The organism is Pantoea sp. Fr+CA_20, assembly GCF_024520835.1.
GTDB classification, from domain to species: Bacteria; Pseudomonadota; Gammaproteobacteria; order Enterobacterales; family Enterobacteriaceae; genus Pantoea; species Pantoea allii.
This window is the reverse complement of record NZ_JALNPN010000017.1, coordinates 40138-58781: the sequence shown is the minus strand read 5'-3', so window position 1 is coordinate 58781 and position 18644 is coordinate 40138. Positions and strand designations below refer to the sequence as shown.

Annotated in this window: 16 protein-coding genes and 1 pseudogene; 10 read left to right on the top strand and 7 right to left on the bottom strand. The window is 51.1% G+C overall.

What is annotated here, in order from left to right; all coding sequences use genetic code 11:
• The first annotated feature begins 499 nt into the window (after positions 1 to 499).
• Positions 500 to 1168 carry an ATP-dependent Clp protease proteolytic subunit gene (locus NR177_RS18005; protein ID WP_109717479.1) on the top strand — a complete coding sequence of 223 codons (669 nt, stop codon included), beginning with the start codon at positions 500 to 502 and terminating at the stop codon, positions 1166 to 1168.
• Between the two features lie 193 nt (positions 1169 to 1361).
• Here NR177_RS18005 and NR177_RS18000 read toward each other — a convergent pair whose 3' ends face one another.
• Positions 1362 to 2375, bottom strand: a complete 1014-nt coding sequence (locus NR177_RS18000) for an NAD(P)-dependent alcohol dehydrogenase (protein WP_096012765.1) — start codon at positions 2373 to 2375, stop codon at positions 1362 to 1364.
• 102 nt (positions 2376 to 2477) lie between these two features.
• Between NR177_RS18000 and NR177_RS17995 the strand changes: the two genes are divergently transcribed.
• Positions 2478 to 2876 (top strand): helix-turn-helix domain-containing protein, encoded by a 399-nt coding sequence (locus NR177_RS17995; RefSeq protein WP_013026830.1) that lies wholly within the window; start codon positions 2478 to 2480, stop codon positions 2874 to 2876.
• 187 nt (positions 2877 to 3063) lie between these two features.
• Here NR177_RS17995 and NR177_RS17990 read toward each other — a convergent pair whose 3' ends face one another.
• Positions 3064 to 4170, bottom strand: coding sequence for a right-handed parallel beta-helix repeat-containing protein (locus tag NR177_RS17990; RefSeq protein ID WP_256853350.1), 1107 nt, complete (start codon positions 4168 to 4170; stop codon positions 3064 to 3066).
• A 90-nt stretch (positions 4171 to 4260) separates the two neighbouring features.
• Positions 4261 to 4860, bottom strand: coding sequence for an NAD(P)H oxidoreductase (locus tag NR177_RS17985; RefSeq protein ID WP_256853349.1), 600 nt, complete (start codon positions 4858 to 4860; stop codon positions 4261 to 4263).
• A gap of 97 nt (positions 4861 to 4957) precedes the next feature.
• Between NR177_RS17985 and NR177_RS17980 the strand changes: the two genes are divergently transcribed.
• Entirely contained in the window at positions 4958 to 5863 is a 906-nt protein-coding gene (locus NR177_RS17980; protein ID WP_063880643.1) for a LysR family transcriptional regulator, read from the top strand.
• On the opposite strand, the gene NR177_RS24050 is transcribed toward NR177_RS17980, so the two are convergent.
• Both NR177_RS24050 and NR177_RS17975 read right to left on the bottom strand, forming a co-directional pair.
• Positions 5853 to 5915 carry a helix-turn-helix domain-containing protein gene (locus tag NR177_RS24050; RefSeq protein WP_372340345.1) on the bottom strand — a complete coding sequence of 21 codons (63 nt, stop codon included), beginning with the start codon at positions 5913 to 5915 and terminating at the stop codon, positions 5853 to 5855. The genes NR177_RS17980 and NR177_RS24050 overlap by 11 nt on opposite strands.
• A 46-nt stretch (positions 5916 to 5961) precedes the next feature.
• Positions 5962 to 6119: pseudogene (locus NR177_RS17975) on the bottom strand (hydroxyacid dehydrogenase); the annotation flags it as partial.
• Between the two features lie 620 nt (positions 6120 to 6739).
• Between NR177_RS17975 and ompC the strand changes: the two are divergent.
• Complete coding sequence (gene ompC / locus NR177_RS17970; protein ID WP_256853348.1) at positions 6740 to 7840, top strand: porin OmpC; 1101 nt, start codon at positions 6740 to 6742, stop codon at positions 7838 to 7840.
• A gap of 236 nt (positions 7841 to 8076) precedes the next feature.
• Here ompC and NR177_RS17965 read toward each other — a convergent pair whose 3' ends face one another.
• The gene (locus NR177_RS17965) at positions 8077 to 11178 is read right to left on the bottom strand and encodes an efflux RND transporter permease subunit (RefSeq protein ID WP_256853347.1); all 3102 of its coding nucleotides are present in this window, start codon (positions 11176 to 11178) and stop codon (positions 8077 to 8079) included.
• A 682-nt stretch (positions 11179 to 11860) separates the two neighbouring features.
• Here NR177_RS17965 and NR177_RS17960 point away from each other — a divergent pair.
• The 3 genes from NR177_RS17960 to NR177_RS17950 all read left to right on the top strand — a co-directional run bounded on the left by NR177_RS17960 (position 11861) and on the right by NR177_RS17950 (position 14373).
• Positions 11861 to 12400 carry a GNAT family N-acetyltransferase gene (locus NR177_RS17960; protein ID WP_256853346.1) on the top strand — a complete coding sequence of 180 codons (540 nt, stop codon included), beginning with the start codon at positions 11861 to 11863 and terminating at the stop codon, positions 12398 to 12400.
• A 210-nt stretch (positions 12401 to 12610) separates the two neighbouring features.
• Complete coding sequence (locus NR177_RS17955; protein ID WP_256853345.1) at positions 12611 to 13309, top strand: response regulator; 699 nt, start codon at positions 12611 to 12613, stop codon at positions 13307 to 13309.
• Positions 13306 to 14373 (top strand): ATP-binding protein, encoded by a 1068-nt coding sequence (locus NR177_RS17950; RefSeq protein ID WP_256853344.1) that lies wholly within the window; start codon positions 13306 to 13308, stop codon positions 14371 to 14373. The genes NR177_RS17955 and NR177_RS17950 overlap by 4 nt, the downstream gene beginning before the upstream one ends.
• Here the strand turns inward: NR177_RS17950 and NR177_RS17945 are convergent.
• On the bottom strand, positions 14370 to 15314 hold the full coding sequence (locus NR177_RS17945; RefSeq protein WP_256853343.1) for an ATP-grasp fold amidoligase family protein: 945 nt from the start codon (positions 15312 to 15314) through the stop codon (positions 14370 to 14372). The two genes, NR177_RS17950 and NR177_RS17945, sit on opposite strands and share 4 nt — an antisense overlap.
• A 478-nt stretch (positions 15315 to 15792) precedes the next feature.
• Between NR177_RS17945 and NR177_RS17940 the strand changes: the two genes are divergently transcribed.
• Genes NR177_RS17940 through NR177_RS17930 form a run of 3 tightly spaced genes read left to right on the top strand, consistent with a single transcriptional unit; the run spans position 15793 to position 18589 of the window.
• The gene (locus tag NR177_RS17940; protein WP_063880663.1) at positions 15793 to 16791 is read left to right on the top strand and encodes an ABC transporter substrate-binding protein; all 999 of its coding nucleotides are present in this window, start codon (positions 15793 to 15795) and stop codon (positions 16789 to 16791) included.
• Complete coding sequence (locus NR177_RS17935) at positions 16791 to 17828, top strand: iron ABC transporter permease (protein ID WP_063880664.1); 1038 nt, start codon at positions 16791 to 16793, stop codon at positions 17826 to 17828. Before NR177_RS17940 ends, NR177_RS17935 begins: the two co-directional genes overlap by 1 nt.
• Positions 17828 to 18589: an ABC transporter ATP-binding protein gene (locus NR177_RS17930; RefSeq protein ID WP_096012751.1), complete on the top strand. Its 762-nt coding sequence runs from the start codon at positions 17828 to 17830 to the stop codon at positions 18587 to 18589. The genes NR177_RS17935 and NR177_RS17930 overlap by 1 nt, the downstream gene beginning before the upstream one ends.
• Positions 18590 to 18644 lie beyond the last annotated feature (55 nt).

Below are 18644 nucleotides of genomic sequence, written 5' to 3'. Positions count from 1 at the left end.
TAAAAACGTGATGTCGCGCGAAGGTCTCTTCATGTTTTCATTGCACGCGAGCGCAGACAGGCGAAAATACACCCAGGATAAGGCGCGAATCGATGACCTGACCGACACCGACAGCGTTTTGTGTTGAGAGCGCCTTCAGTGCATGCGTCGAACGTGCCTGGTCAACGCATTCACGGTTATCCGGCAATCACCCGACAGCTGGATTATCCTCCATGCGCCGCCATTTGCTTTCAGGTGACAGCACTCCGTTCAGAGGCGCAGGTGTTCACTGATAACAGGTTTCGCGATATTCAAAACAGTGTTAAGCATCAGGTATTCCGGGATTCACGCTATTACTATCGCGAGGAAAAACAATTCGCACCCTAATAATTAAAAATGCCTGATAAATAATAATGAGAAATATAGTAAAGGGTAACAAAGCCCTGCAACAAACGAATCGGCATTGCATAAAATCCCTGTGGCTGATAAGAAATGAAAAAAACGGAGGGATGATTCAACAATGAAATATAACGCTTTGATAGCGGCCCTGTTTATTACGATCAGTGCACCCTCTTTGGCTGCTATCAACAGAGTCGTTGACGGCAAACGCCCGCCAAATACGGTTAAATCCGTAAAGGTGTTTTTTACCGGCGCGGTCACGCTTAATAAGGTGATGTCACTTTCATCCGTGCTCGATGAGATCGGTCAGAATTATAAATCAGCCACGCAGGTGCTGCTCTATATCAGCAGCCCCGGTGGTGACATTGATGCCGGGAAAATTGGTTATCAGGTCGTTAAAAACTCCCCCATTCCCGTTACGACCGTGAACGCCTCCTCCGTTGAGTCCTCGGCGACGATGATCTACTGCGGCGCACAAAAGAGGCAGGTTATGGGTGACAGCATTTTCTTACTGCATGCGCCAACCGTTGGAAACCCGCCGCGTAGCAATGTCAGTGAAAATATGCTGGACGAGAAAAGCGAATTTACCAGCAGATACCGGAACGTGATAAAAACGATTTATCAGTCCTGCACCCACCTCACTGACGAGCAGATTGAAAAGATCACCTACAGTGAAGATAACCATAAGCTGCTGGACAACAAGCAGGCATTAGCCACGGGCATCGCCACAGGCGAAATGACCGATTTTCAGCCTGCTGATGCCGCGTATTATATTCATGATAATGACTAAAGGATGATGACGAGGGGCAGAGCCTGCAAGTCAGACAAGGTTCGAGCCGTTGGATGACAACACCGCGCATTTCCCCTTGCTGTGCAGAGGGTTTTGTTGAAAAGGGTGCACAGCATATGCACCCTTTTTTGACCGACGACATGCAGGTTTTCGCCTCTTATGACAAGGCTTACCTGCCCACTTTATCTACCTGTCACCACTCAACACAGATTTTGCCCAGATGCGAGCCGCTCTGCTGCCAGGCGAAAGCCTCAGCAATATCGTCATATTTAAACGTCCGGTCAATAACCGGTTTCTGGTTCATGCTTTCCAGCGCCTTCACGTAGTCAATCTGGTCCTGACGACTGGCAACGATCACGCCTTTAATGGTGACCTGCTTCGCCAGAACAGACAGAATGGACAGCGTTGCTTCATCGCCGGAAATGATACCGATTTGGGTGATGTGCCCACCGATTTTGACCGCTTTCAGTGACTCGCCCAGCGTCGCCGGGCCGCCCACCTCAACAACATGATCCACGCCCACGCCGTTGGTCAGTGCGAGGACGCTATCGCCCCAGTTCGGGGTGGTGCGGTAGTTGATGGTTTCATCGGCACCTAACGCTTTAACGTACTTAAGCTTTTCATCTGATGAGGAGGTGGCGATCACCCTGGCACCCATCGCTTTGGCGATCTGCAGGGCGGCAATGGACACGCCGCCCGTTCCCTGCACCAGCACGGTATCGTTGGCCTGCAGTTTGCCTTCGGTGATCAGGGCGCGCCAGGCTGTCAGGCCAGATGTGGTGATCGTGGCTGACTCGGTGTGCGTCCAGCCTTTCGGGGCATGGGTAAAGGCATTCTCAGAACGCACCACGAATTCGCTGGCCATGCCATCAATGCCGTCTCCTGGCGTGTGGGCGAAGCCACCGACGTCTGCCGTGGGTTTGCCGGACAGCCAGACAGGAAAGAACGTCGAAACCACGCTATCGCCCACGCGGAAATCGTTAACGCCTTCGCCAACGGCGTCAACAACGCCTGCACCATCAGACAGCAGGATGCGGCCATCTTCGGTTGGAAACTGCCCCGTCGCGACAATCAGATCGTGAAAATTCAGGGAGCCGGCTTTGATAGCGACCCGAATCTCACCTTTGCCCGGTTGGCCCGGATCGGCGATGTCCGACACATGGATATTGTTGAGTCCGCCAGGTGCTTTAAGGGTAAGTGCTTTCATGCTTTTCTCCGTTAAAAGAGGGATGTCTTAATCAGCAGTTGCTAAACATAGACCATATGTGCATTTTATTAAATACGGTCATTTAGGTGATATAGGTACATTTTGGATACTGTAAAAACCCCCAGATATGAAAATTACGATGCGGTGGCCTGCCCGGTTGAAGCCACGCTGGAACTGATTGGCGGCAAGGGTAAAGGGATGATTCTTTACCACCTGCAAAACGAAACGCTGCGGTTTAATGCGCTAAGAAGACGGCTGGGGGATATCACGCCGCGGGTACTCACGCGGCAACTTCGGGAACTGGAAAACGTCGGGTTAATTCATCGCGAAGTGTATGCTGAAGTTCCGCCGAAGGTGGAGTACAGCATGACCGAAGAAGGCGCTTCGCTTGCGCCCTTGCTTGGGCTGTTAAAGCAGTGGGGAGAGCAACACGCGCTGGCCTTATTAGGCAAAAAAAACCCCGCCGTTGTGCCGGAAACGTCCGAGGCGGAAGCACAATGAATGGCCGTGCGCGCTGACGCCGAAACCTGTTATGACTGACGCTGGACAGGTTCCTCCGCAGGATATCATGGGGAGGAACCCGAAACGCCGGTGGTGAGGTTCAGTCGTTCAGTGCGTTTCCATCTGCCACATCACAATGTGGCCCGCAGCAACCGATGACCGGTTTTCTGTGCTGCCTCGCCATCGCTTATTTCGCAAGCACAGAGGCAACCGACTCACAGTTCACCGGCATCCTGTGCTCTGTCACGGAGACAACACAAAATCCGGCCGCATCTTTGCTGTAATGTGCCGCCACACTGAAACGATTGTGGCGTTTAATCTCCTCAACCGGCGGGATTGAGCCAGGCACACCACCCACTGCGGTTTGCGAGCCTACCGTCCAGGGCTGGGTAAACAGATTGTCGTTAACGCTAACCGGCCCGTCGGTCGGTACACCTCGAATATAAACACTGCCTCGGTTTGACGTCCCGCTGCGCCCATAATCAAACAGATTATTGTTTATGATGATGTTTTTCCCGCCGTGGCCCTGTGCGCCCTTGTGCATATCAAACTGATGGTAAGCGCCCCGTGCTCCGCCATTGAGCACAAGGTTGTTATAAGCGTGATAGCCCTCACCGTCATCGCCTTTTCCGGCAATAGCATGACGATTAGCGTTAAAGGTATTGCAGTAGATATCGGCCTGGGCATGGCCATTTTGTACCACCACACCGTAGCCCAGTTGGGTACGGATATTATCGTGGATAACGTTGTGATGAATTTTATTGTCGACGGACGTTTTTACGCTAATCCCGGCCCACGGCCAGTGATAAATCTCATTGTTGTCGATATCAATATGATCGGTGCCGGGTAAAAACTGGATACCAATCGTTTTATTCGGCGTGTCCGGTTGTCCAGAGGGGCCTTCAATACGCAGCCCGGTTATCCTTGCTTTAGCCTCAACAACATACACAGGATATTGATTAAGTCCGTCATTGAGCCATGGCGTTTGTAATAAAGCGCCCCGACTGTCTTTTTCACCACGATTGCTAAAAAGCGTCTGCCCGGCTTTGATGCGCAAAGCCTGTGACTGATTCGGCACCGTGATGGTGACATCACCCGGAACATAGATGAAGGGATGATTGCTGTCGACAGCCTGTTTCAACGCATCGAAAGTGCGGACAGTGACATAGTGGGCGACGTTATCCGGCGTAAGACGATCCTGATACTGCGCTCCACCACCAATGACATCGCAACTGCTCACCGCGCTAATGGCAGAGCCGGATATCAGTAACAGGCCCGCTATGGCTATTTTCATTTTGGTCATCTCCTGTCGACGCCCGACCGCCGATACAGGCCAGGCTGTCACGTACGCCGTTTTGCAGGGCAGCGATCGCCCTGCCATGTTTTATCCAATGGTACTGTCTACGACCGCCCGCGCTTGTGCAAACAGTTGCTCATAATGCGAGTGGCTGTCCTCAATCGTCTCCTCCACCCCCAGGGTGTTATAGAGGAAATGAACCTCCACGTCACCAATCGCCAGATAGCCCGTAACGCCCATCATGTAATCCGTGATGTTTTTCTCCCAGCCGTATTTAATAAAGGTTTGCTGAGAACCGCCGACCAGTGCCAGCCAGCGTACTTTTTTATCTTTTAACGCGCTGTTTTCACCGTAGGCCAGACCATAGTTCCACACGCGTTCCAGATAGCCTTTTAACATGGCGGGATAGCTGTACCACCATAACGGGAAGACAAAAATAATGGCATCCCGATCGTTAAGCTCGTTGAACAGGCGATGGACTTGTGGCGAGTAGCATTTAGCGGGATTTTCCCACTCTGGTTCGTCCTCTTCCCGCATCGCCGGATCAAAGCCACTGCGGTAGAGATCCAGCGTTTTAACATGCGCGCCCCGTTGTTCCGCCCGATGGCGCAGGCTCGCCACCATCTGTGCGGTGAGTGAATCGGCACGGGGATGTGACCAAACGATATACAGGTTTGCTGGTTTCATCTTTCACCTCATCTTGTGTTGAGGCACTCACATTACGCTCGCCACATTACTGTGTGAAACCTATGATTTGAGATGGGTTAATGAGAGATTTTCACTAATGAAACTGAACGTTTATGACTTCGCGACCTTTATCGCGGTCGCCCGCCACAAAAGCTTCCGCGCGGCCGGTGACGAGCTGGGCCTGTCGCCCTCGGCGGTTAGCCATGCCATAAAGCAACTGGAGCAGCGGCTGAAAATTCGGTTGTTCAACCGTACGACGCGAAGCGTTGCACTCACGGAAGCGGGTGCAAATCTGTTTGAACGTTTGCGCCCGGCCGTTGATGAAATCAATGTGATACTCGATGAGGCTAACTGTTTTCGTCAGACGCCAATGGGTTCACTGAAAATTAATTCCTCGCGTCTGGCCTCGCGCATGGTGTTAATCCCGCTGGTGGCCGCATTCAGTCGGCTTTACCCGGATATCCGCGTGGAAATCACCACAGAAGACCGGCTGGTGGATATCGTTAAAGAGGGTTTTGACGCAGGCATTCGTCTCAGCAGCAGGGTTGAAAAAGACATGATCGCCCTTCCTGTCGGCCCCAAAATTAAGTTGGTTGTGGTGGCCACGCCGGACTATTTCGCCCGCCATGCGCCCCCGGCGCACCCACGTGACATCGTTAATCATCAGTGCGTGATGTTTCGTCACGGCAGCGGTCGCATTTATCAATGGGAATTCGGCGGCCCGGAAGGCAGGCTTGAGATACTTCCGGGCGGTAATATCGTACTGGATGATATGGACTCTCAGCTTGATGCCGTGCTGTGCGGCGCAGGAATGGGCTATCTTTATCACGAACAGGTTAAACCTTACCTGGCGGACGGTCGTCTGATTCCGGTGCTGGAGGCGTGGTTACCCGAACAGCCCAGCCTGCAGTTTTACTATCCCAGCCGCCATTATATGTCCTCGGCGTTAAGGGCATTTGTTGACTACATCAAAGCCGCTTCGTCAGCCGCGTTCAGCCGTTAAGCTCGTACTCTTTTAACTTACGCCACAGGGTTGTCGGGCTGATGCCAAGCATGGTTGAGGCGAGCGATCTGCAGCAGTGCGTCTTTGTCGATCACATCGCGATCGGACATTTTTGAAAGACGAACGATAATGCCGTCACAGCCAGAGATATCTCGAATGATATCTTCCTCTCCCATCCCTGAACCCGTAATCAGTTCATAGCCTCGACTTTCTAAACAGGCGCGCCCTTCCGCCATACTTCCTGAGAGGGCAAAATCTTATACGTCGTTTAATGATCTCCTGTGTTGAACTCAGCATTTCTTTTGCACCTCAGCAAAAATATAAGGGGAAACAACAGAGCGCAATTCGCTAATATATTTTTTACTGGCAACTAATGATGCGTTTATGTCCATTGCCAAATTTTTTAATATTTATTTTAAAAAATCAATATTGAATACCGACTTCAATCTTCGTTCATTTCAACATAAAACCCACCATTCAATAATACCAACCTAACAACCCAACCTACCATTAAGTCATTCACTTACATATGGAGCGGGAAATTAACCCGCCCATTCATCATTTAAAACAATTAAAAAACACCGCAAAGTAAAAATAACCACCCAACCAAAATAAAATCATAAAAAACCATATTAAAAAAACAACAAAGACATTAAAAAAACAAACCAACCAAGAGAAGTAATTAAAAAACACAATGATAACATACAGTTCCACTCACATAGATCCAGATCATATAAAGATAAATAAGTCGCACGCACAGGAAACTTATTATTGAATTCGTACCGCATTGTCATTTAAAAGTAGTGAGCCATTTAAGCGCGCCTCATTCATCAATGGCTCAGGTAAATACAAAAGATAAATAAAAGGACTTCTCACATGAAACTTAAATTAGTTGCAGTGGCAGTAACTACATTGTTAGCAGCAGGTACAACAAATGCTGCTGAAGTTTATAACAAAGATGGAAACAAACTTGATCTGTACGGCAAAGTACAGGGCTTACATTATTTCTCAGATGACAAAGGTGAAGATGGTGATCAGTCCTATGCTCGTCTGGGCATTAAAGGCGAGACGCAGATTACCGATCAACTGACTGGCTTTGGTCAGTGGGAATACAATATGCAGGCTAATAAAACGGAAAGTGACAACGATCAGTCATGGACCCGCCTGGGCTTTGCAGGTCTGAAATACGGTGACTATGGCTCGTTTAACTATGGCCGTAATTACGGTGTGGTTTACGATGTGACCTCATGGACCGATGTGTTACCTGAGTTTGGCGGCGACACTTACGGTTCTGATAACTTTATGCAGCAGCGTGCCAACGGCCTGGCGACCTACCGTAACACCGACTTCTTCGGTCAGGTTGACGGCCTGAACTTTGCCTTGCAGTATCAGGGCAGAAACGGGGGCAATAACGGAGAAGGCGCCACCAATAACGGGCGTGCCGCTGCGAAGCAAAATGGTGATGGCTACGGTGCGGCTGTAACCTATACCTTCTGGGACGGTATCAGCGCAGGTCTGGCCTATTCTCACTCCAAACGTACTCTGGACCAAAATGGTCTGGCACTGGGTGAAGGTGATAATGCCGAAACCTATACCGGCGGTTTGAAATATGATGCCAATAATATTTACCTGGCAGCGCAGTTCACTCAGACCTATAACGCCACCCGCATCGGTAATGGTGCCATCGGTTTCGCTAACAAAGCGCAAAATTTCGAAATGGTCGCGCAGTACCAGTTCGACTTTGGCCTGCGTCCAAGCCTTGCTTACCTGCAGTCCAAAGGCAAGGATATTGAAGGCAATTTTGGCGACCAGGATCTGGTGAAATACGTGGGCGTGGGCGCGGCCTATTACTTCAACAAAAACATGTCAGCGATTGTCGATTATAAAATCAACCTGCTGGATGACAATGACTTCACCAAAGCAGCCGGTATCTCAACGGATGATATCGTTGCTGTAGGTCTGGTTTATCAGTTCTGATAAGACCTTACTCGTACAAAGCCAGCTCCTGTGAGCTGGCTTTTCTGTCATAAACGCACGCCGCCAATCGTGGTAATCCACATCATCACAGCCCACCGGACAGGCCGCGCCGTATAGCATGATGCTCTTGAACGGTTTTTTATACTTTTATGGCAGGCCTGGCTGCGAGGCAGACGGAAAGGACGCGACAGCATACCGGGTTCAGGCTTGCCATCACGTCCGTTTTTCAAGGACTGTTAAGACCTTTTACGCGCCAACTTCTCTGTGACTTTCATAACGGAAAAGTAGAACAGCGGTACAAAGAATATTGCCAGCAGCGTGCCGCTGATCATGCCGCCAAACACGCCGCTGCCAATCGCCTGCTGCGTTCTGGCACTGGCCCCGCTAGCCAGCATCAATGGCATCACGCCTAACGTGAAGGCAAGTGATGTCATCAGGATAGGTCGTAAACGCATACGCGAAGCTTCCAGCGTTGCCTCAACCAGCCCTTTTCCCCCTTCGTGCATCTGTTTAGCAAATTCGACAATCAGAATGGCATTTTTTGCGGATAGTCCAATGATGGTGATCATGCCGACTTTGAAGAAAACATCATTCTGCATATTCATCAGGCTGACGGCAATGACCGCGCCCAGCAGCCCAAGTGGCACAACCAGCATAACGGAGACCGGGACTGACCAGCTTTCATAAAGGGCTGCCAGCACCAGGAACACCACCAGCATGGACAACACCATCAGCATCGGCGCTTCGGAAGCCGATTGCTGCTCCTGCAACGAGCCGCCGGTCCACTCAATCGCGAATCCTTCGGGCAGCTGTTTAGCCAGGCGACTCATCTCGTTAAGCGCATCGCCGCTTGAATATCCCTGTGCGGGATTGCCGTTTATCTTTATGGACTGATAGCCCTGATAGCGGACTAACTGCAATGGTGCTGTTTCCCAGTCGGCATGAACGAATTCAGAGAGCTGAACCATCCCGTCCGTCGCATTACGAACATACAATCCGAGTATATCGTCGAGCTGCATACGATATTTCGCGTCGGCCTGAATGATGACCTGCTGCATACGATCGCTGTTTGGGAAATCATTAACGTAAAGCGACCCCATCGCACCGGACAGCGTCTGGCTGATTTCGTCAAAAGAAACCCCCATGGCAAAGGCCTTTTGCCGATCGATATTAAGCCTGATCATCTGCCCATCGGGTAAACCGTCAACGTACACATCCCGCACCACATGGCTTTTCGCCGCCAGGGCCAGTAGCTGCTCTTCCGCCTCTTTCAGCGCTGCATAGCCTTTACCAGCGTGATCCTGCAGGCGAAGGGTAAAACCCGATGAATTACCCAGTCCGTCAATGGCCGGCGGGATCAGGTTGAAGGTATCCGCGTCGGGATTAGCCGACATCACTTTCTGAGCACGTTCGGCTTCGGAAAAGGCAGTGGCCCCCTGCCGTTCGCCCCAGTCTTTTAACGTCGTGAAGGCCATGGCGGAGTTGGGGCCGGACCCCGCAAAGCTGAACCCCATAATCGCGATGCTTGACTGGATAGCGGGGCTTGAAAGCACCTGCTGTTCGAACGCTTTAACCACTTTTAGCGTGCGCTCACTCGTAGCGTCTGACGGTAGCTGAATAGAGGTCATAAAGAATCCCTGGTCCTCTTCCGGCAGAAACGAAGAAGGCAGGTTTTTCATCGCAAGGACAAGCAGCAGACACAGGGCCAGATAAACCCCCAGTGCGCCACCCACCCGTTTTAATAAGCGGCTTACGCCGCGACCATAAAGGTGAGTCATGGCGGCAAACTTATTGTTAAACCAGCCAAAAAAGCCTTTTTTCTGATGGGCATGCTTATCAGTGGATTTTAACAGCGTGGCGCACAGCGCAGGCGTCAGGCTGAGCGCCAGGAAGGCAGAGATTAAGATGGAAACCGCCATGGAGAGCGTAAACTGCCGGTAAATCGCCCCGACAGAGCCGCTGGCCATCGCCATGGGAATGAAGACGGCACTCAGCACAAGGGTGATACCGATTACCGCACCGGTTATCTCTTTCATCGCCTTTTGCGTCGCTTCTTTTGGACCGAGCCCCTCTTCCGCCATGATTCGCTCGACGTTTTCAACCACCACTATCGCATCGTCAACGATAATCCCTATCGCCAGAACCATACCGAACATGGTTAACACGTTGACCGAGAAACCGGCCAGCAGCATAACGGTAAAGGTGCCCAGCAGGGCGATGGGCGCAACGATGGCAGGGATAAAGGTATAGCGAACGTTCTGCAGGAACAGGTACATCACCAGGAAGACCAGAATCATGGCTTCTATAAAGGTATGAATCACCTTCTCGATAGAGATCTTCACAAACGGCGTGGTATCAAAAGGAATGCTGTAAGCCATGCCCTCTGGCATGGCCTGCCTCAGCTCGTTCAGGCGGAGTTTGATCCGCTCTGCGGTTTTTACCGCATTTGCGCCGGACGAAAGCTGGATAGCCGCGGCGGTCGAAACATGTCCGTTTTCACGGCTGGCAAAACTGTACGTTTGTGAGCCGAGTTCCACTCGCGCCACATCGCTCAGCACCACGCGTGAGCCATCCGGATTTGCGCGCAGGGTGATATTCGCGAACTCCTGCGGTGAACCAAGCTGTCCTTTAACCAGTAATGGATAGCTAACCTGCTGACCGGCAACCGCTGGCGAGTCGCCGGTACGTCCGGGCGCAATCTGGGTATTTTCGGTAGTAATGGCCCGACTGACATCGCTGATGGTCAGGCGATACTGGCTAAGCCTTACCGGGTCCACCCAGATTCGCATCGCTTTCTCTGCACCAAACAGCTGAACGCGGCCGACGCCCTCAACCCGGCGAAGCTCTTCTGAAAGATTACGCGAAAAATAATCGCTGAGATCGGCCTCGGTGAGCTTGCCGTCCTTCGACGTCAGTCCGACGATCATCAAAAAGTTAGCGCCTGAGGCTTCAACGCTCAGTCCATTCTGCCGCACGACCTGCGGCAGCCGCGACTCAATCACTTTGATGCGGTTTTGCACGTCCACCTGGGCCAGTTCCGGATCGGTGCCTGGCGCAAAGGTCACCGTTATCGTCGCCATGCCACTGGTATCGCTGGACGATTCGTAATACAGCACATGCTTAACCGATGAAAGCTCGCGCTCAATCAGCGCCACCACACTGTTATTCATGCTTTCCGGCGTCGAGCCTGGATAAGAAGCGTTAATGCTGATGGTTGGCGGTGCGACCGAGGGGTAAAGTGCGACAGGCAATTTTGGAATGGAGAGCAGACCAAACAAGATAATAAAGACGGCAATTACCCAGGCAAAGATGGGTCGATTAATAAAAAACTGAGGCATGATTTACCCTGACTGAACAAAAGAAAGATGCTGACCAAAGCCCTCATCTGTTGTGCTGTTATTCACGCGCCCTCGCGTGATTTCTGATGTAAAACGTTGTCTGTCAAACCAACATCATCGTGACTGGCTTGCCTGCTGTATGCGTTCACGGCTCCCTGAGTCGGCGCAGAGCAGCCTTATATAAAAGCCGGGTTGCGCGGCCTCCCCGGCAGGCCAGTGCATGGGTAGCCACCGCCTCCCAGAGCGTTTTCTGGGCTGTACGCCCGGCAGAACGACTGAGGGTTTTCACAGGACGGAACGGCGTCGCTATGACGCTTTTCCCCTGAACGGTCATATAAGGATGTTGTGATAAAACTGTTGCGGGATTTAAACCGGTGGCGAACAGTAACAAAAATAAAACACAAAAGTTTAATTTTATTAAATTCCGGGGCGTCATCACACATACTCTCTAATAATGCGCATTATTCCGGAGTGTAATCCGTTAACAATGACCTATTATGTAAAATTTATGGAGAGAGTATGGATGCGTAAAAGTTAAAGAAATTTATTCATAAAGTAATATATTAGATAGACAACCTAAAAGCGCAGGACGTAATATACGCCAAAATTTATTCATTAAACAGATTAATACAGCACAGGACAAAAATAACCCTCCTGTCTATTTCACCGGGAAAAATCTGATATGAAAATAGCCGAATCCGAAAGGTTAATCATCAGAAAATTTATGGAACAGGATGCGGCGGGCCTGTTTGCGTATTTATCCGATCCTTACCCAGCCTGTTTTTTGGATGAGAAGCTGGAGGATTTTGCCGCCGCCGTGCAGGAAGCAAAAAACAGAAGCCGCGACGCGACGCAGTTTGCCCTGTGCCTGAAACAGACGGATACCTTAATCGGCCATTTTTTTGCCTCTAACGACGACGAGCCTGACGCGAAGACAATGAGCGTGGGATGGTATCTTAATCCTGAATATCATGGTCATGGCTTTGCTCAGGAAGCCGCAACCTGCCTGTTTAATTACTTATTCAAGGTGAAAAATGTGAGGCGCATTTACGCCTACGTTGCGGATTATAACGACGGCTCGCAAAAGTTATGCCAGCGTCTGGGAATGCGGCTGGAGGGCTGTTTCAAAGAGCATGTGTCATTTACTGATGATGACGGCATAACCCTCTATGAAAACACGCTGATTTTCGCCATCTTGCAGAAAGAGTGGTGCGGACGCTGATAGCGTTCCCCGTCGCCGCATCACCGCGCGACCCGGTCACCTCGCGGTGTGCGAATGGCAGGCAGGTCGTTTTATTCTGCTGCCCGGCCCGGTGCTTTTGCTGGTCTGCCTGTACTGACAGGCGTAATGTTCCTGATGCAAGGGCGAGCTTAATGTCTGACTGTGCTGCCCTCATCATCCGCAACAGGTTTTATTCATCTTGAGGGCGTTATGAGTAACGATAATCTAATCCTGGTGGCAGAGGATGACTTTGAAATTTCTGATATCTTAATCAGTTACATCAAACGCGCCGGAATGAAAGCCGTACATGCGGCAGATGGCGAAAACGCCCTGGCCTTAATCAAAAGCTTACAGCCTGACCTGGTGCTGCTGGACATTCAACTGCCGTTAATCGATGGCTGGAACGTGCTTTCCTCCTTGCGTAAAGACAGCAACACGCCGGTGATTATGGTTACCGCGCTGGATCAGGATATCGATAAACTGATGGGGCTTCGTCTGGGTGCCGATGACTATATTGTTAAGCCCTTTAACCCGTCGGAAGTGGTCGCCCGCATCGAAGCCGTTCTGCGCAGAGCCAAAACGCAGGCCCCACCACAAACCCTGATAAGAACCCGCTTTATGACCATCTATCCCGATGAGTTCTCTGTTGAGATCCACAGCGATGGACAGACGTTTACGCCCGTTCTGACGACCACAGAATTTAAGCTGCTAACGCACATGGCAAAATATCCCCGTAAAGTCTTTAGCCGCGAAGAGTTGCTTAATGCCTGCCTGCCCGAAAGCGATACGCTCGACAGAACGGTAGACAGCCATATGAGCAAGTTACGTAAAAAATTTGAAAGCTGTGGTTTATCCGGCGTGCCAGAAAGTATTCGTGGAATAGGCTATCGACTGGGTGAACAGAAGTGAACAAAGACAAAGCGCTCAGTCGGCAAATCCTCCTGTTTATGCTGTCTCTGACATTTACTATCATTATCGTCGCTGTGGTGGGCTCCTACCTGTTCTACAGCTTTATCATCGATAATTTCCCCGGCGGTTTATCCGCCAGTAACAGTGAAAGCATGACGGTCTTTGACTGGGTCTGGATAGCGATCAGTTCTGTAATCAGCTTCCTGATTGCCTTACTTTTTGCTTTTAAGCTCTCCGCCAAAATACTGAATCCACTGAGTTCCGTTGCCACCAGTTTACGCCGCATTTCTCAGGGGGATTTAAGTGCCCGCGCCGCTAACAGTCAGAGCCGCCTTGGTGAGGTCAATATTCTGGTCAGAGACTTTAACGAAATGGCAGAAAAGTTGCAGACGCTGGATAACGAACGCAAGTCCTGGAATGCCGCCATTGCCCATGAGCTCAGAACGCCCGTCACGATTTTACGCGGCAGGCTACAGGGACTGGTAGAAGAGGTATTTGAGCCCGATCCGCAGCTGTTCAAAAGTCTTTTGCGGCAGACAGAGGGATTATCCCGGCTTATCGACGATTTACGCGTCGTGGGGGCGGCTGAAGGCGGTTCTTTTATGCTGGATGTTAAACCCGTCGCCTTTAACGACGTGCTGGAGAACGTTAGCGCCTCGTTTTGCCATCAGTTTAGCGAGCAGGGATTTAACCTGATCATTGAGCAAAATACTGCCGTTACGCAATGTGATCCGCTGCGGATTATTCAGTGCCTGACCATCTTATTTGATAACGCCCTTAATTACGCCACGCCGGGCGTCATCCGGGTGCGCAGCGGACACCGGGACAACACGTTTTTTATTGAGGTGGAAGATGCTGGCCCCGGGGTGCACGAGGATTTCCAGCGTCATATGTTTGAGCCATTTCAACGCGGCACGGCGGGACGGGCGATAAACCCAGCGGGATGTGGGCTGGGTTTATCGGTCGCGAAGGCGATTATGCAGGCCCACGGTGGCGACATCAGTTATCAGACCTCCTCTCAGGGCGGTTCACTGTTTTTACTGCGCTGGCCCGTAGCCCTTTAGCGTAGATCCACCGCTGGGCTGGAAGGAAAGCGGTGGGTTTTATGGTACGCCTGCTGTTGCCACATCGCGCCAAGCTTAGCATCCCATTCCAGAGGCAGGATTTTGAGCTTGCCGCGCTGGGGCGTTAAGGTTATTTCGCTGAAGTACAGGCTGTCGTCTTTGAGCATGATATCCACTCTGCAGTAGTCAATGTCTTTTGCCAGCGCCTGGGCAGCAGAGAGTGCGCGATAGAACAGCGCAGGTTCCGGTATCGAAGCAGGATGGTTGGGATACTCAATCTGGAATGGCTGCAGTTCCCATTTTCTGTTGTAGACATTCACATATTCCCTGCCCTGCTCATCGGTGAAGTCGGCTTCAATAAAACTCGCACAACCCGCAAAGCAGTGAATGCGCAACATTTCAGGCGTCGTGCCTCTGTCCCGCCCCTCGAACAGCTCAATATATTCTTCACAAAGAAGGGTTGGCACGATGTCTTTGTATTGCCATTCTCGTGTGCAGTAATACATATTTTTCTTCATGGCCAAATCCAGCGTTAATAACGCGGCTTGCGTATTGAACGTACCTTTATCTTTGCAAATTATCGTGCTGCCACTGTCGTGGTTACACTTAATAACGAAGCTATTTGGCAAGGTGTTAAAATCGATATCTCTGGTGTTTTTATAGGTATTAATTAACGGCGCGATCATCAGTTCATCGGTTCGACTGAGCACATATTCACGCACGGCGAGTTTATCTGCCAGCCGCGTATAAAGCGGGTTCCTGTCATAAATCAGTCGATAGCACATTTTTTCATTCAGCGTGACAGGATGAATCAGATTCGGCTCTCTGTTTAGCAACGTGCGCAGTCGTTGCGTATGAAAACGTGTGTCATTGATAAGGAAATACCTCGCGACTTTGAGGTTATATTCCACATATTTAGCGATGTAGTTCAGCCTGTTCATTTCATCCTCCACGAAAGTGGCAGGATGATAAGCAGAATAGATTGCTGGAGTTTGTGTGGATGATGGAGCAGAGATGGAGCAGACGGGCCCTGCCGATAGCGTTGCGGACGCTGCCCAGGCAGCAGCCAGGTCATTTGGCGCTGTACGCACCTGCGGCCGGGTCAACCCGCGCCCCGGAACGCCCTGCCGTCGCATTAATCACGTTTCATATGGTTAATATTATTTTATCTATCATAAGGTTAATCATCACCACCTTCACTTCTGCGGATTATTTACGCCCCTGTTTTAGCTCAATGTTATTTATTTCTATATCCACCGGTCAGGTTACGTCCTTTTAATCACTCAAGTTATTTTTATACATTTCGGCAAAAAGATAACCCATTTAATAATGATTTCTATTTACATTTTATGTCTGATAAAATTCGCCGCGCCAGAATGTTAAAAGCACGCAGTCTCATTTTATTGATGGACATAACAAATGAAAAAAATGCTTAGCCTGTTGAGTTTTATTTTCCTGACGACGAGTTCCGCCTGGGCAACCACTTATCCTCTGACGATTGAAAACTGTGGTCAGAAAGAAACCTTTACTAAGGCACCCGAACGCGTGGTGGCGCTTGGGCAGAATACCGCTGAGATTCTGCTGTTGCTGGGACTGCAGGATAAAATGGTTGCCAGCGCATTCTGGCCGACCAAAGTCTTACCCCAGTTAGCGGAACAAAACGCCAAAGTGCCGGTACTGACGGTGGAGATCCCCACGCTGGAGTCCATCCTGGCGAAGAATCCCGACTTTGTTGCCGCACAGATTCAGTTGCTGATGGGGCCTAACAGCAAGGTTGCCAAACGTGAAGACTTTGAGTCAGTGGGGATGAATACCTATCTGTCTCCGGGCATGTGTGCCACCAAACAGAACACCGGCGACATTTACGGTAGCCGTGCCACGCTGTGGAATATGTCCTACGTTTATGAAGAGATTGCCGATTTTGCCAAAATCTTTAACGTAGAAGATCGCGGCCAGCAGGTGATCAACGACTTCAAAGCCCGCGAAAGCGCTCTGAGAAAAGCCTTCCCGAAAGGCAAAAAAGATCTCTCCTTCCTGTTTTGGTTCTCCAGTTCCTCGCCGTCTGCCGATGCTTACGTGGGCGGTAAAAACGGCGCATCGGGTTTTATTGCCAATGTGTTAGGCGGTCATAACGCGATTACCACGGAAACCGAGTGGCCCACCGTAAGCTGGGAAAGCATTATTGCCACCAATCCGGATGTCATCGTGGTCACCAGCCTTGACCGTAACCGCTGGAAACTGGATAACGCCGAAGAAAAGATCAAGTTCCTGAAAAGCGACCCGGCGGTCAGCCAGCTGGATGCCGTGAAGAAAGGCCATATTGTGGTGATGGACGGTCAGGCAATGAACCCGACGATCCGGACAATTTATGGTGCAGAACAGGTTGGCGAACAGTTACGTAAGATGGGCCTGAATTAATGCGTGAAGAGGTTGTGCTGGTACGACGTAATGTGAGCTTTATTGCTATCGCGCTCATCGCCATCGTCGTGCTGTTTGTCGTTATCGCGCTGGGCGTCAGCGTGGGCGAACTGTCGATACCGTTGAAATCGGTGATGTACACCGTGACCAATAAACTGGGTATGACGGATGTGCCCGTTAATCGCATTCATGAAAGCGTTATCTGGGATTTCCGTTTAAGCCGGGCATTGGTTGCGGCGCTGAGCGGTGCGGGCCTGGCCATTTGCGGCGCCGTCCTGCAGAGCCTGTTGAAAAATGCGCTGGCCGAACCCTATGTGCTGGGCGTTTCGGCTGGCGCATCAACAGGTGCGGTGTTGATCGTGGTATCGGGCGTCGGCGCCGGCGCCATCTCGCTGTCTCTGGGTGCCTTTACAGGTGCCTTTGCCGCTTTTGCGTTTGTTGCTCTGCTGACCAACGGCGCGCGCGGCGGAACAGAACGTACCATTCTGGCCGGTGTGGCGGCATCGCAGCTCTTTAATGCCATTACCGCTTACACTATCAGTACCTCGGCTAACGCCCAACAGGCACGTGACGTGATGTTCTGGCTGCTGGGCAGCTTTAGTGGCGTGCGCTGGCCTGAGTTTCAGTTGGTTCTGGTGATTGTGCTGATCGGCTTAGCGGTCTGCCTGTACTACTCCCGCGCGCTGGATGCCTTTACCTTTGGTGACGACGCAGCGGCCTCGCTGGGTATTCCGGTCGGCGTGGTCCGTCTGGTGCTGTTCACCGCGACCGCCCTGATGACCGCCACGATTGTCAGCATGGCAGGCTCGATCGGCTTTGTCGGTTTGGTCGTTCCCCATGTGATGCGCTTCTTTTTTGGGCCGCTGCACAGCCGGTTGCTGGTGGCCTGTGCCATTGCAGGCGCAATTCTGATGGTGCTGGCGGATATCGCATCGCGCATGTTGATTGCGCCACAAAGCCTGCCGGTTGGCGTAGTTACCGCGCTGGTCGGCGTGCCTTTCTTTGCAATTATTATTTATCGCTCCAGGACGCAATAATGAGCATCAGCGCGCAAAACCTTACCTGGAAGGTAGGAAAAAAAATTATCGTTAACGATGTCTCCCTGGCGGTGTCACCGGGTGAAACCGTGGGTTTGCTGGGGCCGAACGGCTCCGGTAAGTCGTCACTGTTGCGCCTGCTGGCTGGCCTGCGTAAGCAACATAAAGGCAAGGTACTGCTGGATGGCAAAGATCTGTCATCCATTGCCAGAAAGCAACTTGCCCGTCGCGTTGCCTTTGTGGAGCAACATGCGTTAACCAGCGCCAATATGACCGTACGTGACGTGGTAAAACTGGGTCGAATCCCGCATCATTCGCCTTTTTCCAGTTGGACACATCAGGACGACGAGATAGTCGAAGCCGCACTGAAGCGCGTGGATATGTGCTCACGCTGCGATCAGGGCTGGCAAAGTCTTTCCGGCGGGGAGCGGCAGCGCGTGCATATCGCCAGAGCGTTAGCGCAGGCACCCAATGAAATTCTGCTTGATGAACCCACTAACCACCTGGATATTCACCATCAACTCCAGTTGATGAAGCTGATCAGCGAACTTCCGGTTACCAGTATTGTTGCCATCCACGATCTGAATCATGCGGCACTCTTCTGTGACCGGCTGATTGTGATGCTGGAGGGGGAACTGATTGCCCAGGGATCGCCAGATGAGATCCTGACCGAATCCCTGCTGTGGGAGGTGTTCAAGGTCAGAACTAAAATTGAGTCATCGCCAGTACATGGCAAGAAGCATATTCATTACTATGCCTGACTCCGCGCTGCGTTTTCAAAGCTGTGTCACCGTTACCGCCGCGCCTCCAGGCTTA